We start from the raw sequence: 26,662 nt of genomic DNA, 5'->3' as shown, positions 1-26,662 counted from the left end.
GGCACGCGACGGTGCGGACCAAAAGAGAAAGGGCCCGGATTCCGGGCCCTTCCAATGCATCAGGCGTGATGCTTCGACAGTGCTTTAGTTGACGGTGATCGTCGCGGTGCAGGTCGTGGTGCCGGCTTCGCACACCTGGTACTGCAAGTTGACGCTGCCCTTCATACCGGTGTTGTCGGTGTAGCTGGAACCGCCCACGGTCGCGATCTGGCCGCCATCGCGGTAGACGTCAAAGCTGGTGGCGGTCGAGCCGGCCCAGCTGAGGTCCACGTGGATGACGCCCTTCACCTTGTACGAACTGCCGCTCAGGGTGAACGTCGGATCGGGCTCCGGCTCCGGCTCGGTGGTCCCGCCGCCGCTCTGCAACTCCGCCAGCGCGGCATCGGCCTGGATCAGGCCCCAGCCGTAGGAGTCGTCCCGACCGGCATCGCCCAGGTCCTCGGCGGTGACGGCCAGGGCGTTGCGCACTTCCTGGTTGGTCCAGGCCGGGTTGGCGCTCCACACCAGCGCGGCGACGCCGGCCACGTGCGGGGTCGCCATCGAGGTGCCGTCGTAGTAGGCGTAGCCGTTGCCCTGGTTGTCCGGAATAGTGCTGACCGAGGCGCTTGCGCCGATCTTGTTGGCCACCAGGTACTGGCCGTCTTCCTGGCTCATGCTGACCGCCGGGATCGCAGGGCCGGCCGTACCCAGGGTGCCGCTGAAGCCACCGGGCGCGTTGTTGTAGACTACCGCCGCGGCGCCACCGCCGGCGAAGACATTGTTGACCTTGTCGGCGAAGGAAATTGAACCGCGCTCGCACAGCACCACCTGGCCGGTCCAGCTGCCGGCGCTGTCGCACAGACCGCCGTTGACCGTCGCGCCGCTGGCGCTGCCTTCATGGGTGAACTCGAGCGACGAGACGATGTAGGAAATCCCGTCGACCGATGCACTGGCCGAGATCTGCGGCACGGTGCTGAGCACGCCCACGCCCGGCGCCGCCAGTTCGACCTGGTTGGTGCGCTGGGAGAACGTCGCAAGCTGCTTGGTGCTGTCCAGCGCCGCGACCGACACCACGCTGTCGTACGAGGCCGGGTAGCTGTGCGAGGTGTTGCCGTCGTTGCCCGCGGCCGCCACGTGCAGCACGCCGGCGTCGTAGAGCGACTGGAAACCGTTCTCCTCGGTCACGCTGGCGCGACCACCGCCCAGGCTCATGTTGATGACCTTGGCACCGGCCTCGGCGCAGCGGTTGGCCGCATCGATCAGGGTCGAGCTGTAGCTCCAGCCGCAGGTCTCGCCATCGAACACCTTGAGCGTGTACAGCGAAATGGCGCCGGTGTTGACGCCGACCACGCCGACCTGGTTGTTCTTGGCCGCGATCGTGCCGGCCACGTGCGAGCCGTGGCCGCAGGTGTCGTTGTCCCAACCGGTCGGATAGCCGCCGGCCAGGTTGACACCCTGAAAATCCTCGTGGGCGGAATGGATGCCCGAATCGATCACGCAGACGGTGATGCCATCGCCGGTGACGCCCTGCGACCAGACCTGCGGCGCACGCACCATGTCGATGCCGTAGGGCTGCAGCTGCGCCATCGGGTAGCGCGGGGCATCGGATTCGACGTACTCGACGTTTGGATTGTTGCTGATGCCCTGCAATGCCTGCGGCGGCAGGCTGACCGCGAATGCGCGCAGGTTGTCGAAACTGTGGTGGACCGTGCCGCCGGCGCTGCGCAATGCAATTTGCACCTGCGCCTTGCTGCCGGGTTTGAACTTGACCCACACCCGGTCCGGGTCGGGTCCGTCGGCCATCGCCGCGCCGCTGCCAATTGCCATCGTTAAGCCCAGCGCAAGCGCGCTGACGAGTTTCGTGTGCTTCATCGTTTTTATGACTCCCCGCAGAAAATAAAAGTGATGCACGTCTCTAATCTGATGTGCCCGGTCGCTCCCGCGACCTGCACGAACATAGCACCGGATGGGCGCAGCCCCGTGCTGCGCTGCAATATGCGGCGCCGTGCGACAGTGCTGAAAGTACCGGAAACGCGGGTTTCAACGGGTCACTTTGCGGGTTTGCGCCACAACTAAGCCAAGCAGCGCAGCTGCAATTGGCGCGGCAGGCAGCACATTGGACGGACCGGTCGCCCGCGAGCGGCCCGGAGCTTCAGCCACGCGACCGCGCGTAGGCCGCCAACGCAGCCGCTCGCCCCTGCCCCAGATCGACCAGCGGCCGCGGCGGATAGCCGGGCGCAGCCTGGCGCAGTGCGTCGACATCGCGCCACGGGGCGAAGCGCAACGGCACCGGCAGCGACGCGAGCTCCGGCACCCATCGGGCGATGTAGCGGCCATCGCGGTCGAACCGCTCGGCCTGGGTGACCGGATTGAATATGCGGAAGTACGGCGCGGCATCGGCGCCGGTGCCAGCGACCCACTGCCAGCCAAGCGTATTGCTGGCGAGGTCGGCGTCCACCAGGGTGTCCCAGAACCAGCGCGCACCGTGCAGCCAGTGATAGCGCAGGTGCTTGGTGAGATAGCTGGCGACGATCATGCGCACGCGGTTGTGCATCCAGCCGGTGGCCCACAGCTGGCGCATGCCGGCGTCGACGATCGGCACGCCGGTGCGGCCGCTGCACCAGGCATCGAGTGCGTGCTGGCCGACCTGCGCCCAGTCGAAGGTGGCGAACCGCGGGTTGAGGTGTTCTTCGGCCGAGTGCGGGAAGTGGTGCAGCAGGTAATGCGCGAATTCGCGCCAGCCCAGCTCCTTGATCGCGACGTCGATGTCGCCGCCACTGCCGCGGCCACGCTCGGCTTCGAGCATGGTGACCACGCGCCACGGGGCGATCTCGCCGAAGTGCAGGTGCGGCGACAAACGCGAGGTGCCGGTGCGGTCGGGTCGGTCGCGCTGGCCGGCATACCCGCGCAGGGCACCGTCGGTAAAGGCGTCCAGCGCCGCGTGCGCGCCGGCCTCGCCGGGCTGCCACTCGTCCCAGAACTGCTGGTCCCAGCCGCGCAGCGGTGCGAGCTTGAGCGCTTCCAGCGGCACGCCCTTGAGGTCGATCTCGGCGGTGGGCAGGCGCGCCGGCGCCTCATGCGTCTGCGCCAGCCGCCATGAAGCCAGCGCGCTGCGCCAGAACGGGCCGAACACCTTGAACGGCGTGTCCTGCTTGGTCTTGAGCTCCCACGGCTCAAACAGCAGCGCGCCGTTGAAGCTCTCCGCGCGCACGCCGCTGCCGCGCAAGGCGCGCTTGATGCGGATGTCTCGTTGCTGGATCCGCGGTTCGTAGCGCCGGTTCCAGAACACCGCCTCGGCGCCGGTGGCGGCCACCAGCGTCTGCAGGCTCGCCATGCTCGGCCCGAAGAACCGGCGCAGGCGAGAGCCGCGTGCGACCAGGTCGGCATCGAGCGCCGCCAGCGAGCGGTGGCGCCAGGCGTTGGAGGCCGCGCCCGGCGCCCAGGTGCCGTGCTCTTCGGGGGCATGGATATAGACCGGGACCGGCACATAGCCACCCTCCAGCGCCGCCTGCAGCGCCGGGTTGTCGGCCAGTCGCAGGTCGTTGCGGAACCAGACCAGCGCGAGTGGGCGGCTGTCGCGGCGCGTGTGCCCAGCGGTGGTGGGGGTGGTCGGCATCCGAGGCGCCCGGATCGCAGCGCGACCTATCGCTCGACCAACCGGACGCGCCGTGTGAGCGCGCAGGTCAACTCGTAGCCGATCGTGCCCGCCGCCAGTGCCACCCGCTCGACCGGCAGCTCCGGCCCCCACAGCGTGACCGGCGCGCCGACCTGCGCGCCTTCGATGCCGCGCAGGTCAACCGTCATGAGGTCCATCGACACCCGGCCGATAACCTGCGACGACTGTCCGCACACCAGCACCGGGGTGCCGGCGGGCGCGGCACGCGGATAGCCGTCGCCGTAGCCGGCCGCCGCCACGCCCACCGGCATGTCCTCCGGGCACTCCCAGGTGGCCGAGTAGCCGATCCGTTCACCCTTGCACACGCGCTTCACTGCGATCAGCCGCGTCGACAGCGTCATCGCCGCGCGCAGGCCGAAGTCGGCGCCGACCGTACCATCCACCAGTGACATGCCGTACAGGGCACCGCCGGGGCGGATCCAGTCGGCATGCGCGGCGGGCCAGCCGAGCACCGCGGCCGAGTTGGCCAGCGAACGCGCGCCGTCCAGCCCGGCGGTCGCCTCGGCGAACACGCGCAGTTGCGCGCGCGTCTGCTCGCCACTGGAGCCCTCGCGGTCCAACGCGTCGGAGCTGGCGAAGTGGTTCATCAGCACGATGCCGGGGGCGACGTTCGGCGATGCCGACAGCCGCGCATGCGCCTGGTGCACTTCGTCGGGGGCGAAGCCGAGCCGGTGCATGCCGGTGTCGAGCTTGAGCCAGCAGCGGATCGGCTCGCCCGCATCGGCTTGCTCGAGCATCTCGAGCTGGCTGGCGTGGTGGATCACGGCGTCGGCATTCAACGCACGCAGGCGGGCGATGTCGACCGGCTCATTGATGCCCGGCAGCAGCAGGACCGGCTGCGACATGCCGATGGCGCGCAGGCGCTCGACCTCCGACAGGTCCGCGACGCCGAAAGCGTCGGCGCCGGCCAACGCGCGCGCGACGCGCTCCAGCCCGTGGCCGTAGCCGTCGGCCTTGACCATCGCCATGACCCGGCTGTTCGGTGCGCGCTGGCGCATCTGGCCGAGGTTGTGGCGCAGGGCGTCGGTATGGATGGTCGCGCAGATGGGTCGGGCCATGGACCGATTCTAGCGGGCCCGCCCCTGTAGGAGCGGCCATGCCCGCGAGCTTTCCGATCCGAGCACGGGAAGCTACCGACGTCCAGGCAAATCTGGCGCTTCCCTGATCTGGACCATGGCTTCGGCGACCGGTTCTGGATCGCGGCTGAAGCCGCTCCTACACGTTGGGCCTGATGTCTCCGCCGGGTTATTCGAAGCTGCCGATCGAATCGTGTGAAAGGTTGTCGAAGCGGGTGTACTCGCCGAAGAACTTCAGCTTGATCGAGCCGGTGGGGCCGTTGCGCTGCTTGCCGATGATGACTTCGGCCAGGCCCTTGTCGGGCGAGTTTTCCTTGTTGTAGTAGTCGTCGCGGTAGATGAAAACGATCACGTCGGCGTCCTGCTCGATCGCGCCGGACTCGCGCAGGTCGGCCATCACCGGGCGCTTGTCGGCGCGGCTTTCCAGCGAGCGGTTGAGCTGGCTCAGCGCGATCACCGGCACGTTGAGTTCCTTGGCCAGGTGCTTGAGCGAGCGCGAGATCTCGGAAATCTCGGTGGCGCGGTTCTCGTTGTTGCCCGGCACCGCCATCAGCTGCAGGTAGTCGATCACGATCAGGCCGACGTCGTGCTCGCGCTTGAGCCGGCGCGCCTTGGCGCGCAGCACGTCGGGCGACAGGCCCGGGGTGTCGTCGATGAAGATCTTGGCGTCGCGCAGCATGCGGATCGCGCTGGTCACGCGGCTCCAGTCCTCGTCCTCGAGCTGTCCGCTGCGCAGGCGCTGCGCGTTGACCCGGCCGTTGGAGGAGATCAGGCGCAGCGCGAGCTGGCTGGCCGACATTTCCATCGAGAACACCGCCACCGCCTTCTTGGTGCGGATCGCGGCATGCTCGGCCATGTTGAGCGCGAGCGTGGTTTTGCCCATCGCCGGACGCGCCGCGAGGATCAGCAGGTCGGTCGGCTGCAGGCCGGCGGTCATCTCGTCGAACTCGGTGTAGCCGGTCGGCAGCCCGGTGACGCTGCCGCCGGCGGCGAAGCGCGTCTGCAGCACGTCGAAGGCCTCGGTCAGCGCCTTGTTGACCGGCACGAAATCGGTGCGTCCGCGCGCGCCGGCCTCGGCGATCGCGAACACCTGCTGCTCGGCGCTCGACAGGATCTCGCTGCTGTCGCGGCCGTCGGGCTGGAAGCCGTCGTTGACGATGCCGGTGCCGACCTCGATCAGCTGCCGCAGCACCGCCTTGTCACGCACGATCTCGGCGTAGGCGACGATATTTGCCGCCGACGGCGTGGTGCTGGCCAGCTCGATCAGGTACGCGCCGCCGGCGACCTGCTCGGCCTCGCCGATCGACTCGAACCACTCGCCCAGCGTGACCGCATCGAACGGCTTGTTCTTCTCGGCCAGTTCGCGGATCGCGCGGTAGATCAGCTGGTGATCGCGGCGGTAGAAATCCTGTTCGGTGAGCTGATCGGCGACGCGGTCGTAGGCGTCGGGCGCGAGCATCAGTCCGCCGAGCACCGCCTGTTCGGCTTCCACCGATTGCGGCGGTACCCGGAGCTGGTCGACGCGCTGCTCGGCGCGGGTCTCGAAGCGTTTGTCACCACGAAACTCACCACGCAGACCCGGACGTACGTTCATCGGTAGCTTGACTCCCCTGGGCGGCCGGGTCCGTGGCCATGAACTCGACAGCGAGGCTGCATCCTAGGGACTCCGGCTGTGGGTACGCGACGGAACATCCTGTGGATAACCCGGATTTTTATCGGTTCTGCGTCTCAGCCGTTCAGAACGGACGTGTACCTCGCCAAAGTCGCTCGGTCCCCTAAGCCGTCATCCCCGCGAAGGCGGGGATGACGGCATAAAAACGGGGGTTATGACTCATAAAAGCGGGGTTGCCCGCGGCAAAGCGGGTTGACGGCATAAGAGCGGGAACGACGGCTAGGAGCGCGGGGGAACGGCGAATGCCTGGGACCGGGCGCGCCAAAAACGAAGGGCGCCTTGCGGCGCCCTCGTTCAAACCCTGCAATGGACCCGGATCAGGCCGCTTCCGGCGCCACGGTGACCTTGACGGTGGTCTCGATGTCGGCGTGCAGGTGGACGACGACGTCGTACTCACCGGTGCGTCGGATCGCACCCTCGCCCATGATGACCTCGGACTTCTCCACCGGGTGGCCGGCCTTGGTCAGGGCTTCGGCGATGTCGCGCGTGCTGACCGAGCCGTACAGCTTGCCCTCGGCTGCTGCGTTGACGTGGATCGTCACCGCGGCGCCTTCGAGCTTGCCCTGGCGGGCTTCGGCGTCGTCATGCGCGGCCTTGGCCCTGGCTTCGTAGTCGGCGCGCTTGGCCTCGAACTCCGCCAGGTTGGCTTCGGTCGCCGGCGCGGCCTTGCCCTGCGGGACCAGGAAGTTGCGGCCGTAACCGGGCTTGACGGTGACCTTGTCGCCAAGGTTGCCGAGGTTCTGCACTTTCTGCAGGAGGATCAGTTGCATGGTGTTGCTCCGTATTCGTTAGCGACGCCGATGCGCCGCAGCGGGTTGCGCTGTCCGAAAAGTGGCCGCGCTCGAAGTGGCGCTGCCCTCACCCCTGCCCTCTCCCGCAGGCGGGAGAGGGGGAGGTGGTGTCGTCCTGGCGGACGACAGCTTTACTCAAGCATTGTGGTTATCCGTGTACGGGATCAGCGCGAGGAAACGCGCGCGCTTGACGGCCGTCGAGAGCTGGCGCTGGTACTTGGACTTGGTGCCGGTCACACGGCTCGGCACGATCTTGCCGGTCTCGGTGAGGTACTGGCGCAGGGTGTTGAGATCCTTGTAGTCGATCTCCTTGACACCCTCGGCGGTGAACTTGCAGAACTTGCGGCGGCGGAAAAACTTGGACATGGGGGGCGTTCCTTATGCGGCTTCGGCGTCGTCGTCGGCAGGCTTGGCGGTGTCGCCTGCGTTGCCGCCTTCGCTATCTTCGTCACGGCGGCGGCGCTCGCCGCGCTCGGGGCGGTCGCCCCGATCACCGCGATCACCGCGATCACCGCGGTCGGGCTTGTCGCCCTTCTCGTCCTTGAACTTCATGATCAGCGACTGCTCGGTGTCGGCATCGTCGCGCTTCATGACCAGATGACGCAGGATCGCGTCGTTGAAGCGGAACCCGTCGACCAGCTCGGTCAGCACGGCCTGGCTGCACTCGATGTTCAGCAGCACGTAGTGGGCCTTGACCAGGTTGGCGATCGGATAGGCCAACTGGCGGCGGCCCCAGTCCTCGAGCCGGTGGATCTTGCCCTCGCCCGCTTCGATCAAGCCCTTGTAGCGCTCGATCATGGCCGGCACTTGCTCGCTCTGGTCCGGATGGACCAGGAACACGACTTCGTAATGACGCATGGCGTTTTCCTTATGGATATCGGCCGGATCAACGCGATCCCGGGCCGGGTCAGCCCCCCGCCACCCCATCTAAACGGTTCCAGCGGGCGCGGTGGGGCAAGGTTCCCTCGACCGGAGCCGAAGGAAGCCGCGAATTATGGCAGAGTCGACACCTCAGAGGCAATGTGTCTCGAGCAGGTGTAGGAGCGGCGTCAGCCGCGATCGCGAAACCGATCGCCTGGACGGCTTCCATTCGCAGGCCTGTAGGCGGGTTTCAACCCGCCAGCGACAGCCCGCCGCAGGGCGGCGGCGGGTCAAGACCCGCCCTGCCCGTCTGGCGGTGGATATCCGGCTGGCCCAAGTGCCCGTCAGCCGTCCGCAGCTTCGGCCTTCCGCGCCGCGATCCACGCCCGCATATGCGTCTCCAGCGTCTGCAGCGGCACCGACCCGGTCACCAGCACCGCATCGTTGAACGCGCGCAGGTCGAAGTCCTCGCCCAGTTCGCGGCTGGCAAGCTCGCGCAGCTCGGAGATCTTCAGCTGGCCGACCTTGTAGGCCAGCGCCTGGCCGGGCCAGCCGATGTAGCGGTCGATCTCGTTGACCACGTCCTGTTCGGTCTTGGGCGCGTTGGCCATGAAGTAGTCGATCGCCTGCTGGCGGCTCCAGCCCTTGCTGTGCATGCCGGTGTCGACCACCAGCCGCACCGCGCGCCACATGTCGTAGGCGAGCTGGCCCATGCGATCAAAGGGGTCGTCGTACAGGCCCATGTCGTAGCCCAGGCGCTCGGCGTACAGACCCCAACCCTCGCCATAAGCGGTGAAATAGCCGACCCGGCGGAACATCGGCACGTCCGGCAGCTCCATGCCGCGGGCGAACTGGAAGTGGTGCCCCGGCACCGCCTCATGCAACGACAGCGCCATCATTTCCCACTTCGGCCGGACTTCGGGCTTGTACAGGTTGACGTAGTAGTAGCCCGCGCGGCTGCCGTCGACCGCACCGGGCTGGTAGTACGCGGTGGTGGTGTCGGGCGCGATGTTGTCTGGGATCGCCCGCACGCCGTACGGCAGGCGCGGGATCATCCTGGAGATCTTCACCAGCTCCGGGTCGATGCGCTTGGACATCGCCTGGTAGGCCTCGAGCAGCTCCTCGGGGGTCTCGTAGAAGAACTCCGGCGCGGTCCGCAGGTGCTCGAAGAACTCGTTCAGGCTGCCGTCGAAGCCGACCTCGGCCTTGACCTGCTCCATCTCGGCGCGGATGCGCGCGACCTCGCCCAGGCCGATTTGATGGATTTCGTCGGCGGTCAGGTCGGTGGTGGTGAAGTGGCCGGCGAGGAAGTCGTAGTACTCGGCGCCATCGGGCAGATCCGCCGCGGCGATGGTCTGGCGCGATCCCGGCAGGTAGTCGTCCTCGAAAAACACGGCGAAGTCGCGATACGCCGGCACCACGTGCTCAGCGATCACCGCGCGCGCCTGGGTCTGCAGCGCATCGCGCTCGGACGCCGGAATGCTCTCGGGCATGTCGGTGAACGGCTTGTAGAACGGACTCTGCGCCGGGTCCTCGACGATCTGCGCGTCTATCTGGCCGGTCACGCGTTGCATCAGCACCTGCGGCGGTGTGTTGCCGGCCTCCAGACCTTCGCGCATCAGCGCGGTGGTCTGCTCGACCATGGTCGGCACGCCCTCGAGGCGCGCGAGCCAGTCGCGATAGTCCTCGGCGTCGGAAAACGGCAGCACCTCGGCGATGCCCTCGGCGTTCTGGACGCCGCCGCGCTGGTTCAGCGGCCGCTGCCATTCGTTGTACTTCTGCCGCTGCACCGAGCGCTCGAGCTGCCATACGAACACATCGAAGCTGAGCTGGTCCTGGGCCGTGAGCGCATCCCGGTCGATCGCGCGCAACCGCTGCAGCACCGCGCGGTCGGCGGCCTGGCGGGCGCGGAGCGCGTCAAGGCTCAGGTCGGTCCAGCGGTCGTTGTAGCGCTTGTCGCCGCGATAGCTGGCAGTCTCCGGGCTTTCGCGCAGGCCGCGCTCCCATTCTTCCTGAAACAGCTGGTGCAGGGCCTGGCTGGCCGGCGCAACGGCGGTGGCAGGCGCTCTTTCCGAATGGGCCAGCGCCGGCGTGGCGGACAGTGCGGTCGCGATGGCGACGGTGAGCAGCAGGGATCGGATCAAGGCGAAACCTCCGGTGGACGTAGCGGCCGAGTCTAACGCCGCCAAGGCCCCGCACCCCCATGACGAAAGTCGTGTGGTCTCGGCGCTACCCGGGATTTGTAGGAGCGCCCCATGGGCGCGATTGCTCTTGCCGACGAACCGAAGGTAAGGCCATCGCGCCCATGGGGCGCTCCTACAGGGAGACCGCCGGCGCGTCGACCGCCGGACTCGGCAAAGTGCTCAGGCCGTATCGGCGCTGGTGGTGAAGCTCTCGCCGCAGCCGCACTCGTCGGCGGCGTTCGGGTTGCGGAACACGAACTGCTCGCCGAGGCGCTGCTTGACCAGGTCGATCCGGGTGCCGTCGACCAGCGGCAGGCTGGTGTCGTCCACGTAGATGCGCACGCCGTCCTGCTCAAATACGTGGTCGCCCTCGCGCTGGTCCCGGGCCAGGTCGGCGATGTGCTGCCAGCCGGAGCAACCGGTCCGGCTCACTCCGAAACGCAGACCCAGCGCCTCCGGCGTTTCCACCAGGTAACGCTGGACGCGGGCAAGGGCGGCGGGACTGAGCGAGATGGACATGCGCGACTCCGTAATGTTCGTTGATTGTAGCGCTGCCATCCTTGGCGCAGCCTGACCGTCTTCGGCTACTCCTGCCCGGCCATCCGTGGCCGGGCGTTCGCAGACGCGCGAGGCAATGCCTCGCAAGCGCGCCTGCTCACCCGGTAAACTCCGACCTCTCCCATATCGGCCCGAACAGGCCAGGATTCAAGGCATGACGGTGGTCAGCGTCGAACACGCGCTCACGGGCAAGATGCCCGCCGGTGGCGAAGTCACGGTCCGCGGCTGGGTCCGCACCCGGCGCGATTCCAAGGCGGGGCTGAGCTTCGTCAACGTCAGCGACGGCTCCTGCTTCGCGCCGATTCAGGTGGTCGCGCCCGATTCGCTGCCCAACTACGAATCCGAGGTGAAACACCTCACCGCCGGCTGCGCGGTGATCGCCACCGGCACGCTGGTTGCCTCGCAGGGCAAGGGCCAGGGCTACGAGATCCAGGCCGAAAAGGTGGAGGTGGTCGGCTGGGTCGACGACCCGGAAACCTACCCGATCCAGCCCAAGGCGCACTCGCTGGAGTTCCTGCGCGAGGTCGCCCATCTGCGCCCACGGACCAACCTGTTCGGCGCGGTCACGCGTATCCGCCACTGCCTGGCGCAGGCGGTGCACCGGTTCTTCCACGAGCACGGCTACTACTGGATCAACACGCCGATCGTGACCACCAGCGACGCCGAGGGCGCCGGCCAGATGTTCCGCGTTTCGACGTTGGATTTGGCCAACCTGCCGCGCGACAAGAGCGGCGCGGTCGACTTTTCGCGCGACTTCTTCGGCAGGGAAGCGTTCCTGACGGTGTCCGGCCAGCTCAACGTCGAGGGTTACTGCCTGGCGCTGAGCAAGGTCTACACCTTCGGCCCGACCTTCCGCGCCGAGAACAGCAACACCACCCGGCACTTGGCCGAGTTCTGGATGGTCGAGCCGGAGATCGCCTTCGCCGACCTGATGGAGAACGCGCAGGTCGCCGAGGACTTCCTCAAGTACCTGTTCCGCGCGGTGCTGGACGAGCGCGGCGACGACATGGCGTTCATCGCGCAGCGCGTGCAGAAGGACGCGGTCACGCGGCTGGAGAGCTTCGTCAACGCGCCGTTCGAGCGGATCGACTACACCGACGCGATTGGATTGCTGCAGAACTCCGGGCACAAGTTCGAGTTCCCGGTCGAATGGGGCCTAGACCTGCAGACCGAGCACGAGCGCTGGCTGACCGAGCAGCACGTCGGGCGCCCGGTGGTGGTCTACAACTATCCCGAGCACATCAAGGCGTTCTACATGCGCCTGAACGACGACGGCAAGACGGTCGCGGCGATGGACGTGCTGGCGCCGGGCATCGGCGAGATCATCGGCGGTGCGCAGCGCGAGGAGCGCCTGGACGTGCTGGATTCGCGCATGGCGCAGTTCGGCCTGGATGTCGAACACTACGGCTGGTATCGCGACTTCCGCCGCTACGGCACGGTGCCGCACTCCGGCTTCGGCCTGGGGTTCGAGCGGCTGGTGGTGTATGTCTGCGGCCTGTCCAACATCCGCGACGCGATCCCCTACCCGCGCGCGCCGGGCAGCGCGGAGTTCTGATGTGGCGTGCAAGGTGGTCCGAAGGACGCCCTGCCGCATCGATCTTCCTTTTGCGCCTCTCGCGACCTTTGCGGACAAAAATGCCTGAGACCCCATGATCCTGTTCTTCGCCCTTGTCAGCCTGTCGCTCGCCATCGCCGGCGCGACCGCGTTCGTGATCTTCTGGCCGCTGGCACTGGTGCATATCCGCGATTGCCATCCGGCGGTGCTGGCCGAACTCGGCGTCGGCGCCTTCCTCAATCCCGTGGCCCTGCTGTGGCTGCTGCGCGGCGGCTACCGACGTACCGGCGACCGCAACCTCAGCGGCCTGGCGACGCCGGCGCGGCTCGCGCTAATGACGATCATCGCCGGCCTGATCGGGGCCGGCATCCTGTGGCTGCTTTCGACGGTGCTGTCATGAATGAACGATGCGACGAATGGTGGCTGGCGACGCTCGGTCGCACCGTGGTCTGGGCCCGCCTGCGCGTACTCCAGGCCGGCACTGCCGAGGTGTTCGACAGCGACGGCAACATCCTGCCCTACGACAGCGAGGACAGCGCCCGCGCCGCGCTGATGGACGCCGAGTTCGTGGCGCTCGATGGGCTCGACGAGCACGATGCGCAGGATCGCGGACTGGCGCTGGAGGAACTGGCGCCGCCGCAGGGCGACAACGACGACGCGCTGCGCCCACTGATGATGCAGAAGCTGCCGCAACCGCGGCACTGACGCGCCGGGGCTGAACCGACGTTCCCGCCCGCGCCCCAATCCAACACTCGGGAGACAACACATGGACCTGGACCTGACCGGCAAGCATGCGCTGGTGTGCGGCGCCTCCGAAGGCATCGGCCGCGCCGCCGCCCATGAACTCGCCCTGCTCGGCGCCGATGTCACCGTCCTGGCCCGCCGGCCCGAGGCACTCAAGGCGGTGGTGGCGGCCTTGCCGTGCACCGATCGCCAGCGGCACGACTGGATCGCCGCGGACATGGGCGACACCGGGGCGCTGCGCAGCCAGGTCGAGTCGCTTGCGAGCGGGCACCCGGTGCACATCCTGGTCAACAACACCGGCGGCCCGCCCGGCGGACCGGTCAGCAGCGCGGCCGCCGCCGCATTCCTGGATGCCTTCGGCAAACACCTGCTCGCCAGCCACGCGCTGGTGCAGTCGGTGCTGCCGGGCATGCAGCAGGCGAACTGGGGCCGCATCGTCAATGTGGTCTCGACCTCGGTGAAAGAGCCGATCGCCGGCCTGGGCGTGTCCAACACCACGCGCGGCGCCGTGGCGGGCTGGGCCAAGACCCTCTCGCGCGAACTCGCCGCGCAAGGCATCACGGTCAACAACGTGCTGCCGGGATTCACCGAGACCGGGCGCATCGCGCAGATCGTCGGCGACCGCGCCCGCGCCAGCGGCCAGTCCGAGCAGGCGGTCGCCGACGGCATGCGCAGCACCGTGCCGGCCGCACGCTTCGCCCGGCCCGAGGAGACCGCCGCGGCCATCGCGTTCCTGTGCTCGCCGGCGGCCGCCTACATCAACGGCGTCAGCCTGGCGGTCGATGGTGGGCGGATGCAGTCGATCTGACGCTTCGCCAACTGTAGGAGCGGCTTCAGCCGCGATCCGCAATGATCATTGCCGCGTCACTCTCCGATCGCGGCTGAAGCCGCTCCTACAGTTCGTCCCGCGCCCGCGTTAAGCTTGCGAAATGCGCCTGGCACACTGGATAGACGGCAACCCTCGCGACCCCGCCGACGGCCGCTGGCTGGAGGTGTTCGACCCGGCCAGCGGTCGTCGCTATGCCGAAGTGGCCGCGGGCGACGCGACCGTGGTCGAGGACGCGATCGAGGCGGCCGAGCGCGCATTCCCGGCCTGGTCGGGCCTGCCCAACAGCGAGCGCGCGCGCTGGCTGGAAAAGCTCGCCGACGCGCTCGAGGCGCGGCTGGAGTCCTTTGCCCACGCCGAGTCGCGCGATGCTGGCAAACCGATGAAACTCGCTCGCGAGGCCGAGATCCCGCGTGCGATCGCCAACCTGCGCTTCTTCGCCCACGCCGCCACCCAGTTCGCCAGCGAGTCGCACCACGGCCAGGCCGGGCTGAACTACACCCTGCGCCGGCCGCTCGGCGTGGTCGCCACGATCTCGCCGTGGAACCTGCCGCTGTACCTGTTCACCTGGAAGATCGCGCCGGCACTCGCGGCCGGCAACACCGTGGTGGCCAAGCCCTCGGAAGTCACCCCGGTCACCGCGACCATGCTTGGCGAACTTGCCGCGGAGATCGGGTTTCCCAAAGGCGTGCTCAACGTCGTCAACGGGCTGGGCCCGGAGGTCGGCGAGCCGCTGGTGACGCACCCGAAGGTGCGGGCGGTGTCGTTCACCGGCAGCACCGCGGTCGGCCGTCGCATTGCCGGTCTGGCCGGTCCGTTGCTGAAGAAGGTTTCGCTGGAACTCGGTGGCAAGAACCCGACGCTGGTGTTCGCCGACAGCGACTGGCGCGCGCACCTGGACACCATCGTGCGCTCGGCGTTCCAGAACTCCGGCCAGATCTGCCTGTGCGGCTCGCGACTGCTGGTCGAGCGCCGCATCTACATCGAGTTCCGCGATGCGCTGGTCGAACACGCGCTCACGCTGCGCGTCGGCGACCCGATCGACGAGGATAACCAGCTCGGCCCGCTGGTCTCGCAGGCGCAGTTCGACAAGGTGCTGGCTGCCCTCGCCCGTGCCCGCGAGGAAGGCGGCAAGGTGCTGTGTGGCGGCACCGCACTGGACCGTCCCGGCTGGTTCGTCGCCCCTACGGTGATCGAGAACCTCGGCCCCGACTGCGCGAGCAACCGCGAGGAAATCTTCGGGCCGGTGGTGACGCTGCAGCCGTTCGACGACGACGATCATGCGCTAGCGCTGGCCAATACCGGCGACTATGGCCTGGCCGCCTCGGTGTGGACCTGCGACCTCAACCGCGCGCACCGCTTCGGCGCCGAGCTGCGCGTGGGCATGGTCTGGATCAACACCTGGCTGCAGCGCGATCTGCGCACGCCGTTCGGCGGCAGCGGCGCCTCGGGCCTGGGCCGCGAGGGCGGCTTCGAAGCGATGCGGTTCTTCACCGATGCCACCAATATCGGCATCCATCTGGAGTCCTGAATGAAAAAGACCTCGGTTATCGATCTGCTGGGCGTCCTGCGCACGGTCGGCTACGCCATCGCGTTGCTGGCTGCGGCCGTGGCAGTCGGTGTGTGGTTGCTGGGCATGCAGTGGCCGGTCGCGCGGCTGTTCGCCGCCGCGCTCGCCCCCTGGGTCTTGTCCGGACTGATGCTGGCCTGGGTCGGCGGCGTCAGCCGGTGGTTTGTTCGCCGCATGTCTTTCGAAAGTCCGCAGGAGTAAGCCGCTGATGAACTCCCTGTCCGAACTGCTGCGCAAGAACCGCGAATGGGCCGACCGCGTCAACGCGGAAGATCCGGGCTTCTTCGAGCGCCTGTCCCGCCAGCAGGCCCCGAAGTTCCTGTGGATCGGCTGCTCCGATTCGCGGGTGCCGGCCAACCAGATCATCGACGTGGCGCCGGGCGAGGTGTTCGTCCACCGCAACATCGCCAACGTCGTGGTCCATACCGATCTGAACTGCCTTTCGGTCATCCAGTTCGCGATCGACGTCTTGAAGGTCGAGCACATCCTGGTGGTCGGCCACTACGGCTGCGGCGGCGTGCACGCGGCGCTGCACCGCAAGCGGGTGGGCTTGGCGGACAACTGGATCCGCCACGTGACCGACGTCGCCGAAAAGCACGCGCCGGCCCTACGCGCCTTCGCCGACGAGGAGATCCGCCACGACCGCCTGTGCGAGTTGAACGTACTCGAGCAGGTGGTGAATGTCTGCCACACCACGGTCGTGCGCGACGCGTGGAGCCGCGGCCAGCCGGTGTCGGTGCACGGCTGGGTGTACACCCTGCGCGATGGCCGCGTGCATGACCTGGGGATCGACATCGATGCGCCCGACCGGCTGCCGGATACCTACGCCGACGCGCTGGCGCGCATCCAGACCGATCGCGAAGACCGATGACCATGGAGCACCGCTGCAAGATGGGCACCACCCTGGAGCCGCACGATGGCTGACGCGATCCACGCCTCCGGCGCACCCGCGCCAGTCGGCCTGTACCCGCACGCGCGCCGGGTCGGCGGACTGCTGTTCCTGTCCGGTATCGGCCCGCGCGACCCGGCCAGCAACGCCATCGCCGGCAACGTGCACGATGCCGAAGGTCGCCTGGTCGACTACGACATCGAAGCCCAGACCCGCGCCGTATTCGCCAACGTACGCGCGGTACTGGAAGCCAGTGGCGCGCGCTGGGACGACCTGGCCGACGTGACCGTCTACCTCACCGACATGGCGCGCGACTTCAAGGCCTACAACGCGATCTGGGCCGAGTATTTTCCCGACGCCGGCGCCGCCCCGTGCCGCACCACGCTCGGCATCAGCGCACTGCCGACCCCGATCGCGATCGAACTCAAGTGCATCGCCCGACTGAAGGACTGAAATCGGATGCGCCCCTGTAGGAGCGGCTTCAGCCGCGATCATCGGCCCCGGAATGTCCACCGCGGCTGAAGCCGCTCCTACGAAAGCAACGACGAGAAACCAACATGTCTCTTCCCGCGGCGTTCAACCTGCAAGCCTGGATCGACGAAAACCGGCACCTGCTGAAGCCGCCGGTCGGCAACAAATGCATGTTCGACGGCGACTTCATCGTGATGGCGGTCGGCGGCCCCAACCAGCGCACCGACTACCACGTCGACGAGGGCCCGGAGTGGTTCTACCAGTTGGAAGGCGAGATGGTGCTGCGTATCCAGGAGGACGGCCGCGTACGTGACATCCCGATCCGCGCCGGCGAGACCTTCCTGCTGCCGCCACGCGTCCCGCATTCTCCGCAACGAATGCCAGACTCGGTCGGCCTGGTGATCGAGCGCAAGCGCCTGGCGCACGAGGACGACGGCCTGATGTGGTTCTGCGAGCGCTGCAACACCAAGCTGTACGAGGAGTTCTTCCATCTGCACGACATCGAACGGGACTTCCCGCCGGTGTTCGAGCGTTTCTACTCCTCGCGCGAGCACCGCACCTGTGGCAATTGCGGGCATCTGAATCCGGCGCCTGACAAGTACGACGCGCCGGATGCCTAAGAGCTTCTGACGCGGATCGACGCGGATGAAACGCGGATAAGCAGATAAGGATGATAGAAACTGGGGCGGTGACACCGCGGCACCCGTCGTATCCGTTCGAACCGCTTTCATCCGTGTCCATCCGCGTTGATCCGCGTCAAAACAGCCTTTTGAGCACCACCCACCCATGCTGAAAATCGACATCCACGCCCATTACCTGCCGCGCGACTGGCCTGATCTGGCGCGCAAGTACGGCGATGCGCGTTTCCCGGTGATCCATCACACCGACGACGGCCGCCACCGCATCTACAAGGATGGCAAGTTCTTCCGCGAGATCTGGTCCAAGACCTGGGATGCGACCGAGCGCATGGAGGACTACGCGCGTTTTGGGGTGCAGGTGCAGGTGCTGAGCACGGTGCCGGTGATGTTCAGCTATTGGGCGAAACCGCACCACGCGCTGGAGCTGCACCAGGCGCTCAACGACCACATGGCCGACGCCTGCAACGCCCATCCGCGGCACTACGCCGGCATTGGCACCGTGCCGCTGCAGTCGCCGCGCCTGGCGGTGCAGGAACTGGAGCGCTGCATGGACCAGCTCGGGCTGCAGGGCGTGCAGATCGGCAGCCACGTCAACGACTGGAACCTGGACGCGCCGGAGCTGTTCGAGTTCTTCCAGGCCGCCAGCGAACTCGGCGCGGCCATCCTGGTGCATCCCTGGGACATGATGGGCACCGCATCGATGCCCAAGTACTGGCTGCCCTGGCTGGTCGGCATGCCGGCCGAGCAGTCGCGCGCGGCCTGCAGCCTGGTGTTCGGCGGCGTGCTGGAGCGCCTGCCGAAGCTGAAGATCTGCATGGCGCATGGCGGTGGCAGTTTTCCCTACACGATCGGCCGCATCGAACACGGCTTCAACATGCGCCCGGACCTGGTCGCCACCGACAATCCACGCAACCCGCGTGAGTACCTGGAGCGCATGTATTTCGACTCGTGGGTCGCCGATGATCGTGCGCTGCGATACCTGCTCGACACCTGCGGCGTGTCGCGGGTGATGCTGGGTACCGACTATCCGTTCCCGCTGGGCGAACAGGCGCCGGGCGCAGGCATCGCTTCGCTCGATCTGAACGAAGCCGAGCAAGCTCGGCTCTACCATGGCACCGCGCTGGAGTGGCTCGGTTTGCCGAAGTCGCGGTTCGCCTAGCGGCGCCCCGACCTGCGCGAACACCCGAAGCAGACAATCGCGCCCATGGGGCGCTCCTACAGGAAACCGCTGCACCGTGACCGATCTTTTCTCCCAAGACCACGCCCGCGCGCTCGACGCCAATGATCCGTTGCCGACGCTGCGCGACCAATTCCATATCCCCCGCCACGGCGATGCCGAGCAGGCCTACTTCGTCGGCAACTCGCTCGGCCTGCAGCCGCGCGGTGCGCGTGCCCATGTCGAGCAGGTGCTCGACAGCTGGGCGAGCGCTGCGGTCGAGGGCCACTTCACCGGGCCGGCGCAGTGGATGACCTACCACGAGCTGATGCGCGAGCCCCTGGCGCGCGTGGTCGGCGCGAGGCCCTCGGAAGTGGTGGCGATGAACTCGTTGACCGCCAACCTGCATTTCATGATGGCCAGCTTCTACCGGCCCACTCGCGAGCGCCCGGCGATCCTGATCGAGGCCGGCGCATTTCCATCCGACCGCCACGCGGTCGCGTCGCAGCTCACCCACCACGGCTTCGATCCGGCCAGCGAGCTGATCGAACTGCAACCCGACGAGCCCGAGGGCACGTTCTCGATGGCCGCGATTGCAGGCGCCATCGCCGAACACGGCCCGCGCCTGGCGCTGGTGTTATGGCCGGGCGTTCAGTACCGCAGCGGCCAGGCGTTCGATATCGCCGAAATCGTCCGGCTGACCCACGCCCAGGGCGCGGTGTGCGGCTTCGACCTGGCGCACGCAGTCGGCAACCTCGAGCTGGCGCTGCACGACAGCAACGCCGATTTCGCAGTGTGGTGCCACTACAAGTATCTCAACAGCGGGCCGGGCGCGGTCGCCGGCTGCTTCATCCATGAGCGCCACGCGCAGACCGAGCGGCCGCGCCTCGCCGGCTGGTGGGGCCATGAGGCCTCGACCCGCTTCCGCATGGCACCGGAGTTCGTGCCGACACCCGGCGCGGAAGGCTGGCAGCTCAGCAATCCGCCGATCCTCGGGCTGGCGCCGCTGCGCGCCTCGCTCGAGCTGTTCGACCGTGTCGGCATGCGGGCCCTGCGCGACAAATCGCGCCGACTGACCGGATACCTGGAAGCGCTGATCCGTGCGCGCCTGCTGGACACCCTGCAGATCGTGACGCCGGCCGGGCCGGAGAGGCGCGGCTGCCAGCTCTCGCTGCGCGTGGTCGGCGGCCATGAACGGGGGCGCGCGTTGTTCGACTATCTGGCGGCGAACGGCGTGCTCGGCGACTGGCGAGAGCCCGACGTGATCCGCATCTCTCCGACCCCGCTCTACAACACGCATGCCGATGTGTTGCGGTTTGCGCGGGTAGTGGAACAGTGGCAGACAGCCAGCTCTTGAAGCCGTCCGCGCCTGGAAGCGTCGGCTGATTCAGGCAAGCAATCCTTGGTGGCAGGATCTCTGGTCCGCGATCATCGGATAGGTCTTCGGCAAGGAGTCCCGCCTGCGCGGGAATGACAGCATAAAGGGAGCACCTTGAAGTCCAATCAGAACCGACACATCACCCTTATTGGCGCCGGTCTCGCGGGCGCCCTGCTCGCGACCCTGCTGGCGCGGTACGGTTGGCGGGTCGATGTCTACGAGAAGCGCGGCGATCCGCGCCTGAAGGGCTACGAAGGCGGCCGTTCGATCAATCTGGCCCTGGCCGAGCGCGGCCTGCATGCATTGCGGCTGGCCGGCGCCGACGATGCGGTGATGGCGCAGGCGGTGATGATGCGCGGCCGCATGGTCCACTTCGCCGATGGCCGGACCGCCCTGCAACGTTACGGCCGCGACGACAGCGAAGTGATCTGGTCGGTCCACCGCGGCCAGCTCAACGTGGTGTTGCTCGACATCGCCGAGCGCGCCGGGGCGAGGCTGCACTTCAACCGCGCTCTGGCATCGGTCGATTTCGATGCGCGGACCGCATGCCTGGCCGATGACCGCGATGGCAGCAGCCACGTCATCGACTTCGAGAGCCTGGTGGGTGCCGACGGCGCGGGATCGTCGCTGCGGGGTGCGATGAAGGCACGCTGTGAACTCGGCGAGCGCACCGAGTTCCTCGGGCACTCCTACAAGGAGCTGGAGATCCCGCCGACCGCCGATGGCGGCTTCAGCATCGAGCCCAACGCGCTGCACATCTGGCCGCGCGGCCGCTACATGTGCATCGCGTTGCCCAACGACGGGCGCACGTTCACCGTGACGCTGTTTCTACCAAACGAAGGCGACCCGAGCTTCCAGACCGTCCGCACCGGCGCGGACGCACGCGCGCTGTTCGCCAGCGACTTCAGCGATGCGCTGCCGCTGATACCGCAGCTGGAGCGCGACTTCGAACGCAATCCGACCGGCCTGCTGGGCACGCTGTACCTGGATCGCTGGCACCTGGATCAACGCGCGGTGCTGCTGGGCGACGCCGCCCACGCGATGGTGCCGTTCCACGGCCAGGGCATGAACTGCGCGTTCGAGGACTGCGTCGCCCTGGCCGAGCACCTGGATGCCACGGATGACCGTGCCTCCGCATTTTCCGGATTCCAGGCCGAGCGACTGCCCAATGCGCGGGCGATCCAGGCCATGGCGCTGGAGAACTATCTTGAGATGCGCGATCGCGTCGATGACGACGACTACCTTCTGCAGCGGGCGCTGGAGCGGCAGCTGGCCGAACGGCACCCGGAGCGGTTCGTGCCGCGCTACGCGATGGTCACCTTCCAGCGCCTGCCTTATGCACTCGCGCTGCAGCGCGGCAACGTCCAGCGCGAGCTGCTGGTCGAGCTGACCCGCGGTCATGACAACCTGGAGACGCTGGATTGGGATGCGGTCGATGCGATCGTGGCAAAGCGATTGCCGCGCCTGCCCGCCGGAACTGCCTCGCCGCTGTAGGAGCGGCTTCAGCCGCGAAGAGATGGCGGCCACCGACGCCGGCTCACGATCCTCTTCGCGGCTGAAGCCGCTCCTACAGCGCATCAATGCGAAGATGGACGTATGCCCGCCAGCTTTCTGTTCTACGACCTGGAAACCTTCGGCGCCGACCCGCGCCGGACGCGCATCGCACAATTTGCCGCGATCCGCACCGACGCCGAACTCAACGAGATCGGCAAGCCGATCAGCATCTTCGTCAAACCCGCGGGCGACCTGCTGCCCTCGCCGGTCGCCACCCTGATCACCGGCATCGCCCCGCAGCAGGCGCTTCGCGATGGCATGACCGAAGCCGATGCGTTCGCCCTGATCTTCGAGGAAATGTCGCGCCCGGAGACCTGCAGCCTCGGCTACAACTCGCTGCGTTTCGACGACGAGTTCATCCGCCACGGCCTGTTCCGCAACTTCTTCGATGCCTACGAGCGCGAATGGCGCGGCGGCAACTGCCGCTGGGACCTGCTCGACGTGCTGCGCCTGGCCCACGCCCTGCGCCCCGAGGGACTGGTCTGGCCCAAACGCGAGGACGGCGCCACCTCGTTCAAGCTCGAGCACCTGGCCGAGGCCAACGGCGTACGCCAAGGCGATGCGCACGAGGCATTGTCGGACGTGCGCGCGCTGATCGGCCTGGCCCGGAAGTTCAAGGCGGCCCAGCCGAAGCTGTGGGGCTACTCGCTGCGGCTGCGCGACAAGCGCCATTGCGCCACCCTGCTCGACACGATCGCAATGACGCCGGCGCTTCACGTCTCGCAGCGATTCCCGGCCAGCCGCATGTGCGCCGCGCCGATCCTGCCGCTGGCGCGCAACCCGCGCATCGACAGCCGGGTGATCGTGTTCGACCTGACCCAGGAGCCGGATCGCCTGATCGCGCTGGACGCCGATCAGATCGCCGAGCGCCTGTACATCCCGGCCGCCGATCTGCCGGAGGGTGAAAGCCGCATCGCGCTCAAGGAAGTGCACCTCAACCGCTGTCCGGCGCTGGTCTCCTGGTCGCACCTGCGCGAGACCGACTTCGCGCGGCTCTGCATCGATCAGGCCGAGGCCGAGCTGCGCGCGGCACGCATTCGTGAAGCCGGGCCGGCACTGGTCGAAAAAGTGCGACGGGTGTTTGCCGGCGAACGCGAACGCCTGCCGTCGGACGTCGATGCCGCGCTCTACGATGGCTTCATAGCCGACGGCGACAAGCGCCTGTTCCGCCAGGTGCGCGGCACGCCGCCCGAAGCACTGGGGCAGCGCGCGTTCGGTTTCCGCGACCCGCGCATGCCGGAGCTGCTGTTCCGCTACCGCGCACGCAACTGGCCGGAGACGCTGTCGACCGACGAGCGCACGCGCTGGGACGACTACCGCCGACGCCGACTGCAGGAGCCTGGCGTATTGTCGGAGTACAGCTTCGATAGCTTCGATGTCGAACTTGCGCTGCTGCGCGCGCAACGGTCCGGAAGTGCTTCGGCGCTCGCGCTACTGGACCGGTTGCAAGACTGGCGACTGGAGCTGGAACGCGAACTGTCGCCGCCGTAGGGTGGGCACGCCTTTGGTGCCCACCATCGCAGCACCGGGCCACGACGGTGGGCACAGAGAGCGTGCCCACCCTACGGCTCGACCCGGCCGTTTGTAGGAGCGGCTTCAGCCGCGATCTGGTCGGTGCGCCGGCACTCGCAATCGCGGCAAAAGCCGTTCCTACGGTCGAATCGGGCCGGTGCTTTGTGCCACCCTGCAGGCTGCTTGCAAATCCGGCGCCCGTGCTTTGGCCATCTACTTCACTCCCGCCAGCTTCAAGTTCCTGCGCGGCTTGGCGCGCAACAACCATCGCGAGTGGTTCCACGCGCACAAGCCAGACTACGAGGCGCACGTGCGGGCGCCATTCCAGCGCCTGCTGGGCGACCTGCAGCCGGTGCTGGCCGGAGTGAGCCCGCACTACCGATCCGAGCCGAAGACGGTCGGCGGATCGTTGTTCCGCATCCAGCGCGATACCCGCTTCGCCAACGACAAATCGCCTTACAAGTCATGGCAGGGGGCGCGCCTGTTCCACGCGCGCGGGCGCCAAGTCCCAGCCCCTTCCTTTTATCTGCACTTGCAGGCGGGCAAGTGCTTTGTCGGCGCGGGGCTGTGGCATCCCGACTCCGCGACGCTACGCCGGTTGCGCAAGTTCATCCTGGACAACCCCGGCAGCTGGCAAGCCGCCGCGCATGCGAGCACGTTCCGAAAACGTTTCGATCTCGACGACAGCGAGATGCTGACGCGCATGCCACGCGGGTTCCCGGACGACTTCGAATTTGCCAGCGATCTCAAGCGCAAGAACTTTGTTGCGCTGCGCGCACTCGACGACGCCACCATGACCGGGCCGCGCCTGCTGAGCACCCTGCAAACCGATCTTGTTGCGCTGGCGCCATTGGTCGACTATCTGTGCGCTGCGCTTGATCTGGAGTTCTAGGTGGAAACGATGTCGAGATAGGCTGGGCTGACAAGCCCAGCGTTCTGGCGTCGAAGCACGCGGGCATCCGGGAAGAGCTGGGCTTGGCAGCCCAGCCTACGAGAGCTGGATTCTGCCGTGGCGTAAGCTCGACCTTCCATCGACCGGACCACTGCAATGAAGAAATGGATCGCCCTGCTCGCGCTCACCGCCCTGCTGCTGCTCGGCTATGTCGCCGCGGGGCCGTTCCTGACGGTCAACGCGATCCGTGATGCGCTCCGCAGCCACGACACCGCGGCCCTGGCCAAACACGTGGACTTTCCGGCGGTGCGCGCCAGCCTCCGGGTCCAGATCGATGACTACCTGGTCAGGCGCGCCGGGCCCGACATGCAGTCGCATCCGTTCGGCGCGTTCGCGGTGCGGATCGCCAGCGGCATGGCCGGCGGCGCGGTCGATGCCATGGCGACGCCGGCCGGCATTGGCGCGATCCTGGAAGGCCGCAGCGTTCTTCATCGGGTACGTGGCGACGGCATCCGGATCGACGACTCATACGCGCACGCACCACCACGCGACCCGCTGGCAGACGCCCGGTACGGCTTCGAATCGCCCGCACGCTTCACCGCGACCGTAACCAACGAGGACGGCGCACCAGTGGTGCTGGTGCTCACCCGCCGGGGGCTGCGCTGGAAACTCAGCGACATCCGCTTGCCCTTGGGGAGTGCCGAGCTCAGCCGTTGACGGCGCCCGCACGATCAACGCCGGTTGGCCACACCATGCGGTACATGACCGGCGGCGACCAGGCCGCGCGCCGACTCGATATTGTGCTGGGAATCATCGAAGAAGATGTCCGCGCCGAAGGCTTCCAGGAACGGCCCCTTGGGCCGGCCGCCCAGGAACAGAGCCTCGTCGAGGCGGATGCCCCACTCGCGCAGCGTGCGGATGACCCGCTCGTGCGCCGGGACCGAACGTGCGGTCACCAGCGCGGTGCGGATCGGCGAATCCAGCCCGGTCGGCAGCGCGGCCTGCAGGCGGTGCAGCGCATCGAGGAAGCCGCGGAACGGGCCGCCCGACAGCGGCTCCCCCGCACGGCTGCGTTCGTACTCGGCGAACGCCGCGAGCCCACCTTCGCGCGAGACCCGCTCGCCCTCGTCGCCAAAGATCACCGCATCGCCATCGAACGCGATACGCAACTGGTCGTGGCGGTGCTGCGGCGCCGGCTTTGAGGAGTTTGTCCCCGGGAGCAGCGTCGCCGCCGCGACCCCCGCCGCGAGCGCGGCGGTCACGTCCTCGGCATTGGCCGACAGGAACAGGTCGGCGCCGAACGGGCGGATGTACGGGAACGGCGGCGCGCCGTTGCTGAAGGCGGCGCGCTTGATCGACAAGCCGTGGTGGGCGATCGAATTGAAGATGCGCAGCCCGGAATCAGCCGAGTTGCGCGAGATCAGGATCACCTCGACGTGCGGCGCCTCCGGCGGTGAGCCGTCATTGAGCCCGAGCAGCTTGCGCACCAGCGGGAACGCGATGCCCGGCGCCAGCAGATCGTCCTCATGGCTGCGCTGGAACGCGGCATAGGCGTTGATCCCCTCCGCCTCGAACACCGTGTGGCTGTCTTCCAGATCGAACAGGGTGCGCGAGGAGATCGCAACGATCAGCGGATTGGCGGCGGCGTCTGGCATGCGTGCATTGTGCCTTCACGGCGTCGCATGCGCTGCGACGGTCGACCTGGAACTTACCCGTAGGGGCGACGTGAGTCGCGAGCTTCTCGTCCGACCTGAACGTCACTTCCGAAGCAGAAGCTCGCGACTTACCTCGCTCCTACAGAACGGCGCAACGCCGGCCCTCAGCCGCTGGTGAACTGCTCAGCCAGCATGCGCTCCTCGAGGTTGTGCTCGGGGTCGAACAGCAGCGTCACGGTGCGGTCGTGCGACTCGCGGATCTTCACCTCGACCACGTCGCGGACCTCGTGCGAGTCGGCCGTCGCGCTGACCGGACGCTTGTAGGGGTCGAGCACCCGGAAACCCACCTCGGTGTCGGCCTTGAGCACCGCGCCGCGCCAGCGCCTGGGCCGGAAGGCGGCAATCGGGGTCAGCGCCATGACGTTGCCGCCCAGCGGCAGGATCGGCCCGTGCGCGGAAAAGTTGTAGGCGGTGCTGCCGGCCGGAGTCGCGACCAGCACGCCGTCGCAGATCAGTTCCTCTAGCCGGGTCTGGCCGTTGAGGTCGATCGACAGGTGCGCGGCCTGGCGGGTCTGGCGCAGCAGCGATACCTCGTTGTAGGCCAGTGAGCCGACGGTGGCGCCCGACTCGGTCTGCGCGACCATCTCCAGCGGCCGCAGCACCGCCGGCTCGGCCGCGTGGAGGCGCTCGATCAGGCCCTCGCAGCGCTGGTGGTTCATCAGGAAGCCGACGGTGCCGAGCTTCATCCCGTACACCGGCTTGCCGAGGCTGCCGTGGCGGTGCAGCGTCTGCAGCATGAAGCCGTCGCCACCGAGCGCGACCAGCACGTCGGCCTCGCCCGGCTCATGCTGGCCGTGGGCGCCGACCAGTTGCGCGAGCGCGTCCTGTGCGTCATCGGCAGGGCTGGCTACGAAGGCAATGCGGGGGGGCGCGGTCATCGGCGGCTCCGGAGGCATGGACGGCAGGATAACGCGACACGGTCAAGACGTGACCTTCTGTAGGAGCGCCCCATGGGCGCGACCGTCG

The 26,662-nt window shown here is 67.7% G+C and carries 26 protein-coding genes; 15 read left to right on the top strand and 11 right to left on the bottom strand.

The genetic code is table 11. The features are described from left to right. Positions 1 to 84: 84 nt before the first annotated feature. The 9 genes from ACJQWM_RS07445 to ACJQWM_RS07405 form a co-directional block, all read right to left on the bottom strand. Positions 85 to 1,851, bottom strand: a complete 1,767-nt coding sequence (locus tag ACJQWM_RS07445) for a S8 family serine peptidase (RefSeq protein WP_332702653.1) — start codon at positions 1,849 to 1,851, stop codon at positions 85 to 87. Positions 1,852 to 2,131: 280 nt separating this feature from the next. After that, on the bottom strand, positions 2,132 to 3,595 hold the full coding sequence (locus ACJQWM_RS07440) for a cryptochrome/photolyase family protein (protein ID WP_332702651.1): 1,464 nt from the start codon (positions 3,593 to 3,595) through the stop codon (positions 2,132 to 2,134). A 26-nt stretch (positions 3,596 to 3,621) separates the two neighbouring features. Then, positions 3,622 to 4,713: an alanine racemase gene (gene alr, locus ACJQWM_RS07435; RefSeq protein WP_332702649.1), complete on the bottom strand. Its 1,092-nt coding sequence runs from the start codon at positions 4,711 to 4,713 to the stop codon at positions 3,622 to 3,624. A 187-nt stretch (positions 4,714 to 4,900) separates the two neighbouring features. Then, complete coding sequence (locus ACJQWM_RS07430; RefSeq protein ID WP_332702647.1) at positions 4,901 to 6,325, bottom strand: replicative DNA helicase; 1,425 nt, start codon at positions 6,323 to 6,325, stop codon at positions 4,901 to 4,903. Between the two features lie 395 nt (positions 6,326 to 6,720). After that, positions 6,721 to 7,173 carry a 50S ribosomal protein L9 gene (gene rplI, locus ACJQWM_RS07425; protein WP_332702645.1) on the bottom strand — a complete coding sequence of 151 codons (453 nt, stop codon included), beginning with the start codon at positions 7,171 to 7,173 and terminating at the stop codon, positions 6,721 to 6,723. A 156-nt stretch (positions 7,174 to 7,329) separates the two neighbouring features. Further along, positions 7,330 to 7,560, bottom strand: coding sequence for a 30S ribosomal protein S18 (gene rpsR / locus ACJQWM_RS07420; RefSeq protein ID WP_055899483.1), 231 nt, complete (start codon positions 7,558 to 7,560; stop codon positions 7,330 to 7,332). Between the two features lie 12 nt (positions 7,561 to 7,572). Next, positions 7,573 to 8,052 (bottom strand): 30S ribosomal protein S6, encoded by a 480-nt coding sequence (gene rpsF, locus ACJQWM_RS07415; protein ID WP_332702637.1) that lies wholly within the window; start codon positions 8,050 to 8,052, stop codon positions 7,573 to 7,575. A 347-nt stretch (positions 8,053 to 8,399) separates the two neighbouring features. Beyond that, the gene (locus ACJQWM_RS07410) at positions 8,400 to 10,199 is read right to left on the bottom strand and encodes a DUF885 domain-containing protein (protein ID WP_332702635.1); all 1,800 of its coding nucleotides are present in this window, start codon (positions 10,197 to 10,199) and stop codon (positions 8,400 to 8,402) included. A gap of 219 nt (positions 10,200 to 10,418) precedes the next feature. Continuing rightward, positions 10,419 to 10,757, bottom strand: a complete 339-nt coding sequence (locus tag ACJQWM_RS07405; protein WP_332702633.1) for a HesB/IscA family protein — start codon at positions 10,755 to 10,757, stop codon at positions 10,419 to 10,421. 193 nt (positions 10,758 to 10,950) lie between these two features. On the opposite strand from ACJQWM_RS07405, the gene asnS reads away from it, so the two are divergent. From asnS to ACJQWM_RS07330, 15 genes are all read left to right on the top strand, one after another. Next, on the top strand, positions 10,951 to 12,351 hold the full coding sequence (asnS, locus tag ACJQWM_RS07400; protein WP_332702631.1) for an asparagine--tRNA ligase: 1,401 nt from the start codon (positions 10,951 to 10,953) through the stop codon (positions 12,349 to 12,351). A 94-nt stretch (positions 12,352 to 12,445) separates the two neighbouring features. Beyond that, entirely contained in the window at positions 12,446 to 12,751 is a 306-nt protein-coding gene (locus ACJQWM_RS07395) for a hypothetical protein (RefSeq protein ID WP_332702629.1), read from the top strand. Further along, complete coding sequence (locus ACJQWM_RS07390; RefSeq protein WP_332702627.1) at positions 12,748 to 13,056, top strand: hypothetical protein; 309 nt, start codon at positions 12,748 to 12,750, stop codon at positions 13,054 to 13,056. The genes ACJQWM_RS07395 and ACJQWM_RS07390 overlap by 4 nt, the downstream gene beginning before the upstream one ends. 61 nt (positions 13,057 to 13,117) lie before the next feature. Further along, positions 13,118 to 13,903, top strand: coding sequence for an SDR family oxidoreductase (locus ACJQWM_RS07385; protein WP_332702625.1), 786 nt, complete (start codon positions 13,118 to 13,120; stop codon positions 13,901 to 13,903). A gap of 121 nt (positions 13,904 to 14,024) precedes the next feature. Further along, positions 14,025 to 15,452: an aldehyde dehydrogenase gene (locus ACJQWM_RS07380; RefSeq protein WP_332702623.1), complete on the top strand. Its 1,428-nt coding sequence runs from the start codon at positions 14,025 to 14,027 to the stop codon at positions 15,450 to 15,452. Then, positions 15,453 to 15,692: a hypothetical protein gene (locus ACJQWM_RS07375; RefSeq protein WP_332702621.1), complete on the top strand. Its 240-nt coding sequence runs from the start codon at positions 15,453 to 15,455 to the stop codon at positions 15,690 to 15,692. A 7-nt stretch (positions 15,693 to 15,699) separates the two neighbouring features. Beyond that, positions 15,700 to 16,362 carry a carbonate dehydratase gene (gene can, locus ACJQWM_RS07370; RefSeq protein WP_332702619.1) on the top strand — a complete coding sequence of 221 codons (663 nt, stop codon included), beginning with the start codon at positions 15,700 to 15,702 and terminating at the stop codon, positions 16,360 to 16,362. A gap of 45 nt (positions 16,363 to 16,407) precedes the next feature. Then, on the top strand, positions 16,408 to 16,833 hold the full coding sequence (locus tag ACJQWM_RS07365; protein ID WP_332702617.1) for a RidA family protein: 426 nt from the start codon (positions 16,408 to 16,410) through the stop codon (positions 16,831 to 16,833). A 104-nt stretch (positions 16,834 to 16,937) separates the two neighbouring features. Beyond that, positions 16,938 to 17,471 (top strand): 3-hydroxyanthranilate 3,4-dioxygenase, encoded by a 534-nt coding sequence (locus ACJQWM_RS07360; RefSeq protein ID WP_332702615.1) that lies wholly within the window; start codon positions 16,938 to 16,940, stop codon positions 17,469 to 17,471. A 166-nt stretch (positions 17,472 to 17,637) separates the two neighbouring features. After that, the gene (locus ACJQWM_RS07355) at positions 17,638 to 18,648 is read left to right on the top strand and encodes an amidohydrolase family protein (protein WP_332702613.1); all 1,011 of its coding nucleotides are present in this window, start codon (positions 17,638 to 17,640) and stop codon (positions 18,646 to 18,648) included. Between the two features lie 76 nt (positions 18,649 to 18,724). Further along, positions 18,725 to 20,002 (top strand): kynureninase, encoded by a 1,278-nt coding sequence (kynU, locus tag ACJQWM_RS07350; RefSeq protein ID WP_332702611.1) that lies wholly within the window; start codon positions 18,725 to 18,727, stop codon positions 20,000 to 20,002. A 135-nt stretch (positions 20,003 to 20,137) separates the two neighbouring features. Further along, positions 20,138 to 21,517 carry an FAD-dependent oxidoreductase gene (locus ACJQWM_RS07345; RefSeq protein ID WP_332702608.1) on the top strand — a complete coding sequence of 460 codons (1,380 nt, stop codon included), beginning with the start codon at positions 20,138 to 20,140 and terminating at the stop codon, positions 21,515 to 21,517. Between the two features lie 102 nt (positions 21,518 to 21,619). Next, entirely contained in the window at positions 21,620 to 23,068 is a 1,449-nt protein-coding gene (gene sbcB / locus ACJQWM_RS07340) for an exodeoxyribonuclease I (RefSeq protein ID WP_332702606.1), read from the top strand. A 226-nt stretch (positions 23,069 to 23,294) separates the two neighbouring features. After that, positions 23,295 to 23,981, top strand: a complete 687-nt coding sequence (locus ACJQWM_RS07335; RefSeq protein ID WP_332702604.1) for a DUF2461 domain-containing protein — start codon at positions 23,295 to 23,297, stop codon at positions 23,979 to 23,981. A 156-nt stretch (positions 23,982 to 24,137) separates the two neighbouring features. Then, on the top strand, positions 24,138 to 24,698 hold the full coding sequence (locus ACJQWM_RS07330; RefSeq protein WP_332702602.1) for a DUF2939 domain-containing protein: 561 nt from the start codon (positions 24,138 to 24,140) through the stop codon (positions 24,696 to 24,698). A 14-nt stretch (positions 24,699 to 24,712) separates the two neighbouring features. Here ACJQWM_RS07330 and ACJQWM_RS07325 read toward each other — a convergent pair whose 3' ends face one another. After that, positions 24,713 to 25,636, bottom strand: a complete 924-nt coding sequence (locus tag ACJQWM_RS07325; RefSeq protein WP_332702600.1) for a 5'-nucleotidase — start codon at positions 25,634 to 25,636, stop codon at positions 24,713 to 24,715. Between the two features lie 164 nt (positions 25,637 to 25,800). Then, complete coding sequence (locus tag ACJQWM_RS07320) at positions 25,801 to 26,574, bottom strand: NAD kinase (protein ID WP_332702598.1); 774 nt, start codon at positions 26,572 to 26,574, stop codon at positions 25,801 to 25,803. Positions 26,575 to 26,662 lie beyond the last annotated feature (88 nt).

The organism is Novilysobacter longmucuonensis, assembly GCF_046600735.1.
In the GTDB taxonomy this organism is placed as follows: Bacteria; Pseudomonadota; Gammaproteobacteria; order Xanthomonadales; family Xanthomonadaceae; genus Novilysobacter_A; species Novilysobacter_A longmucuonensis.
The sequence above is the reverse complement of the archived record's forward strand: the minus strand, read 5'-3'. Positions and strand labels throughout refer to the sequence as shown.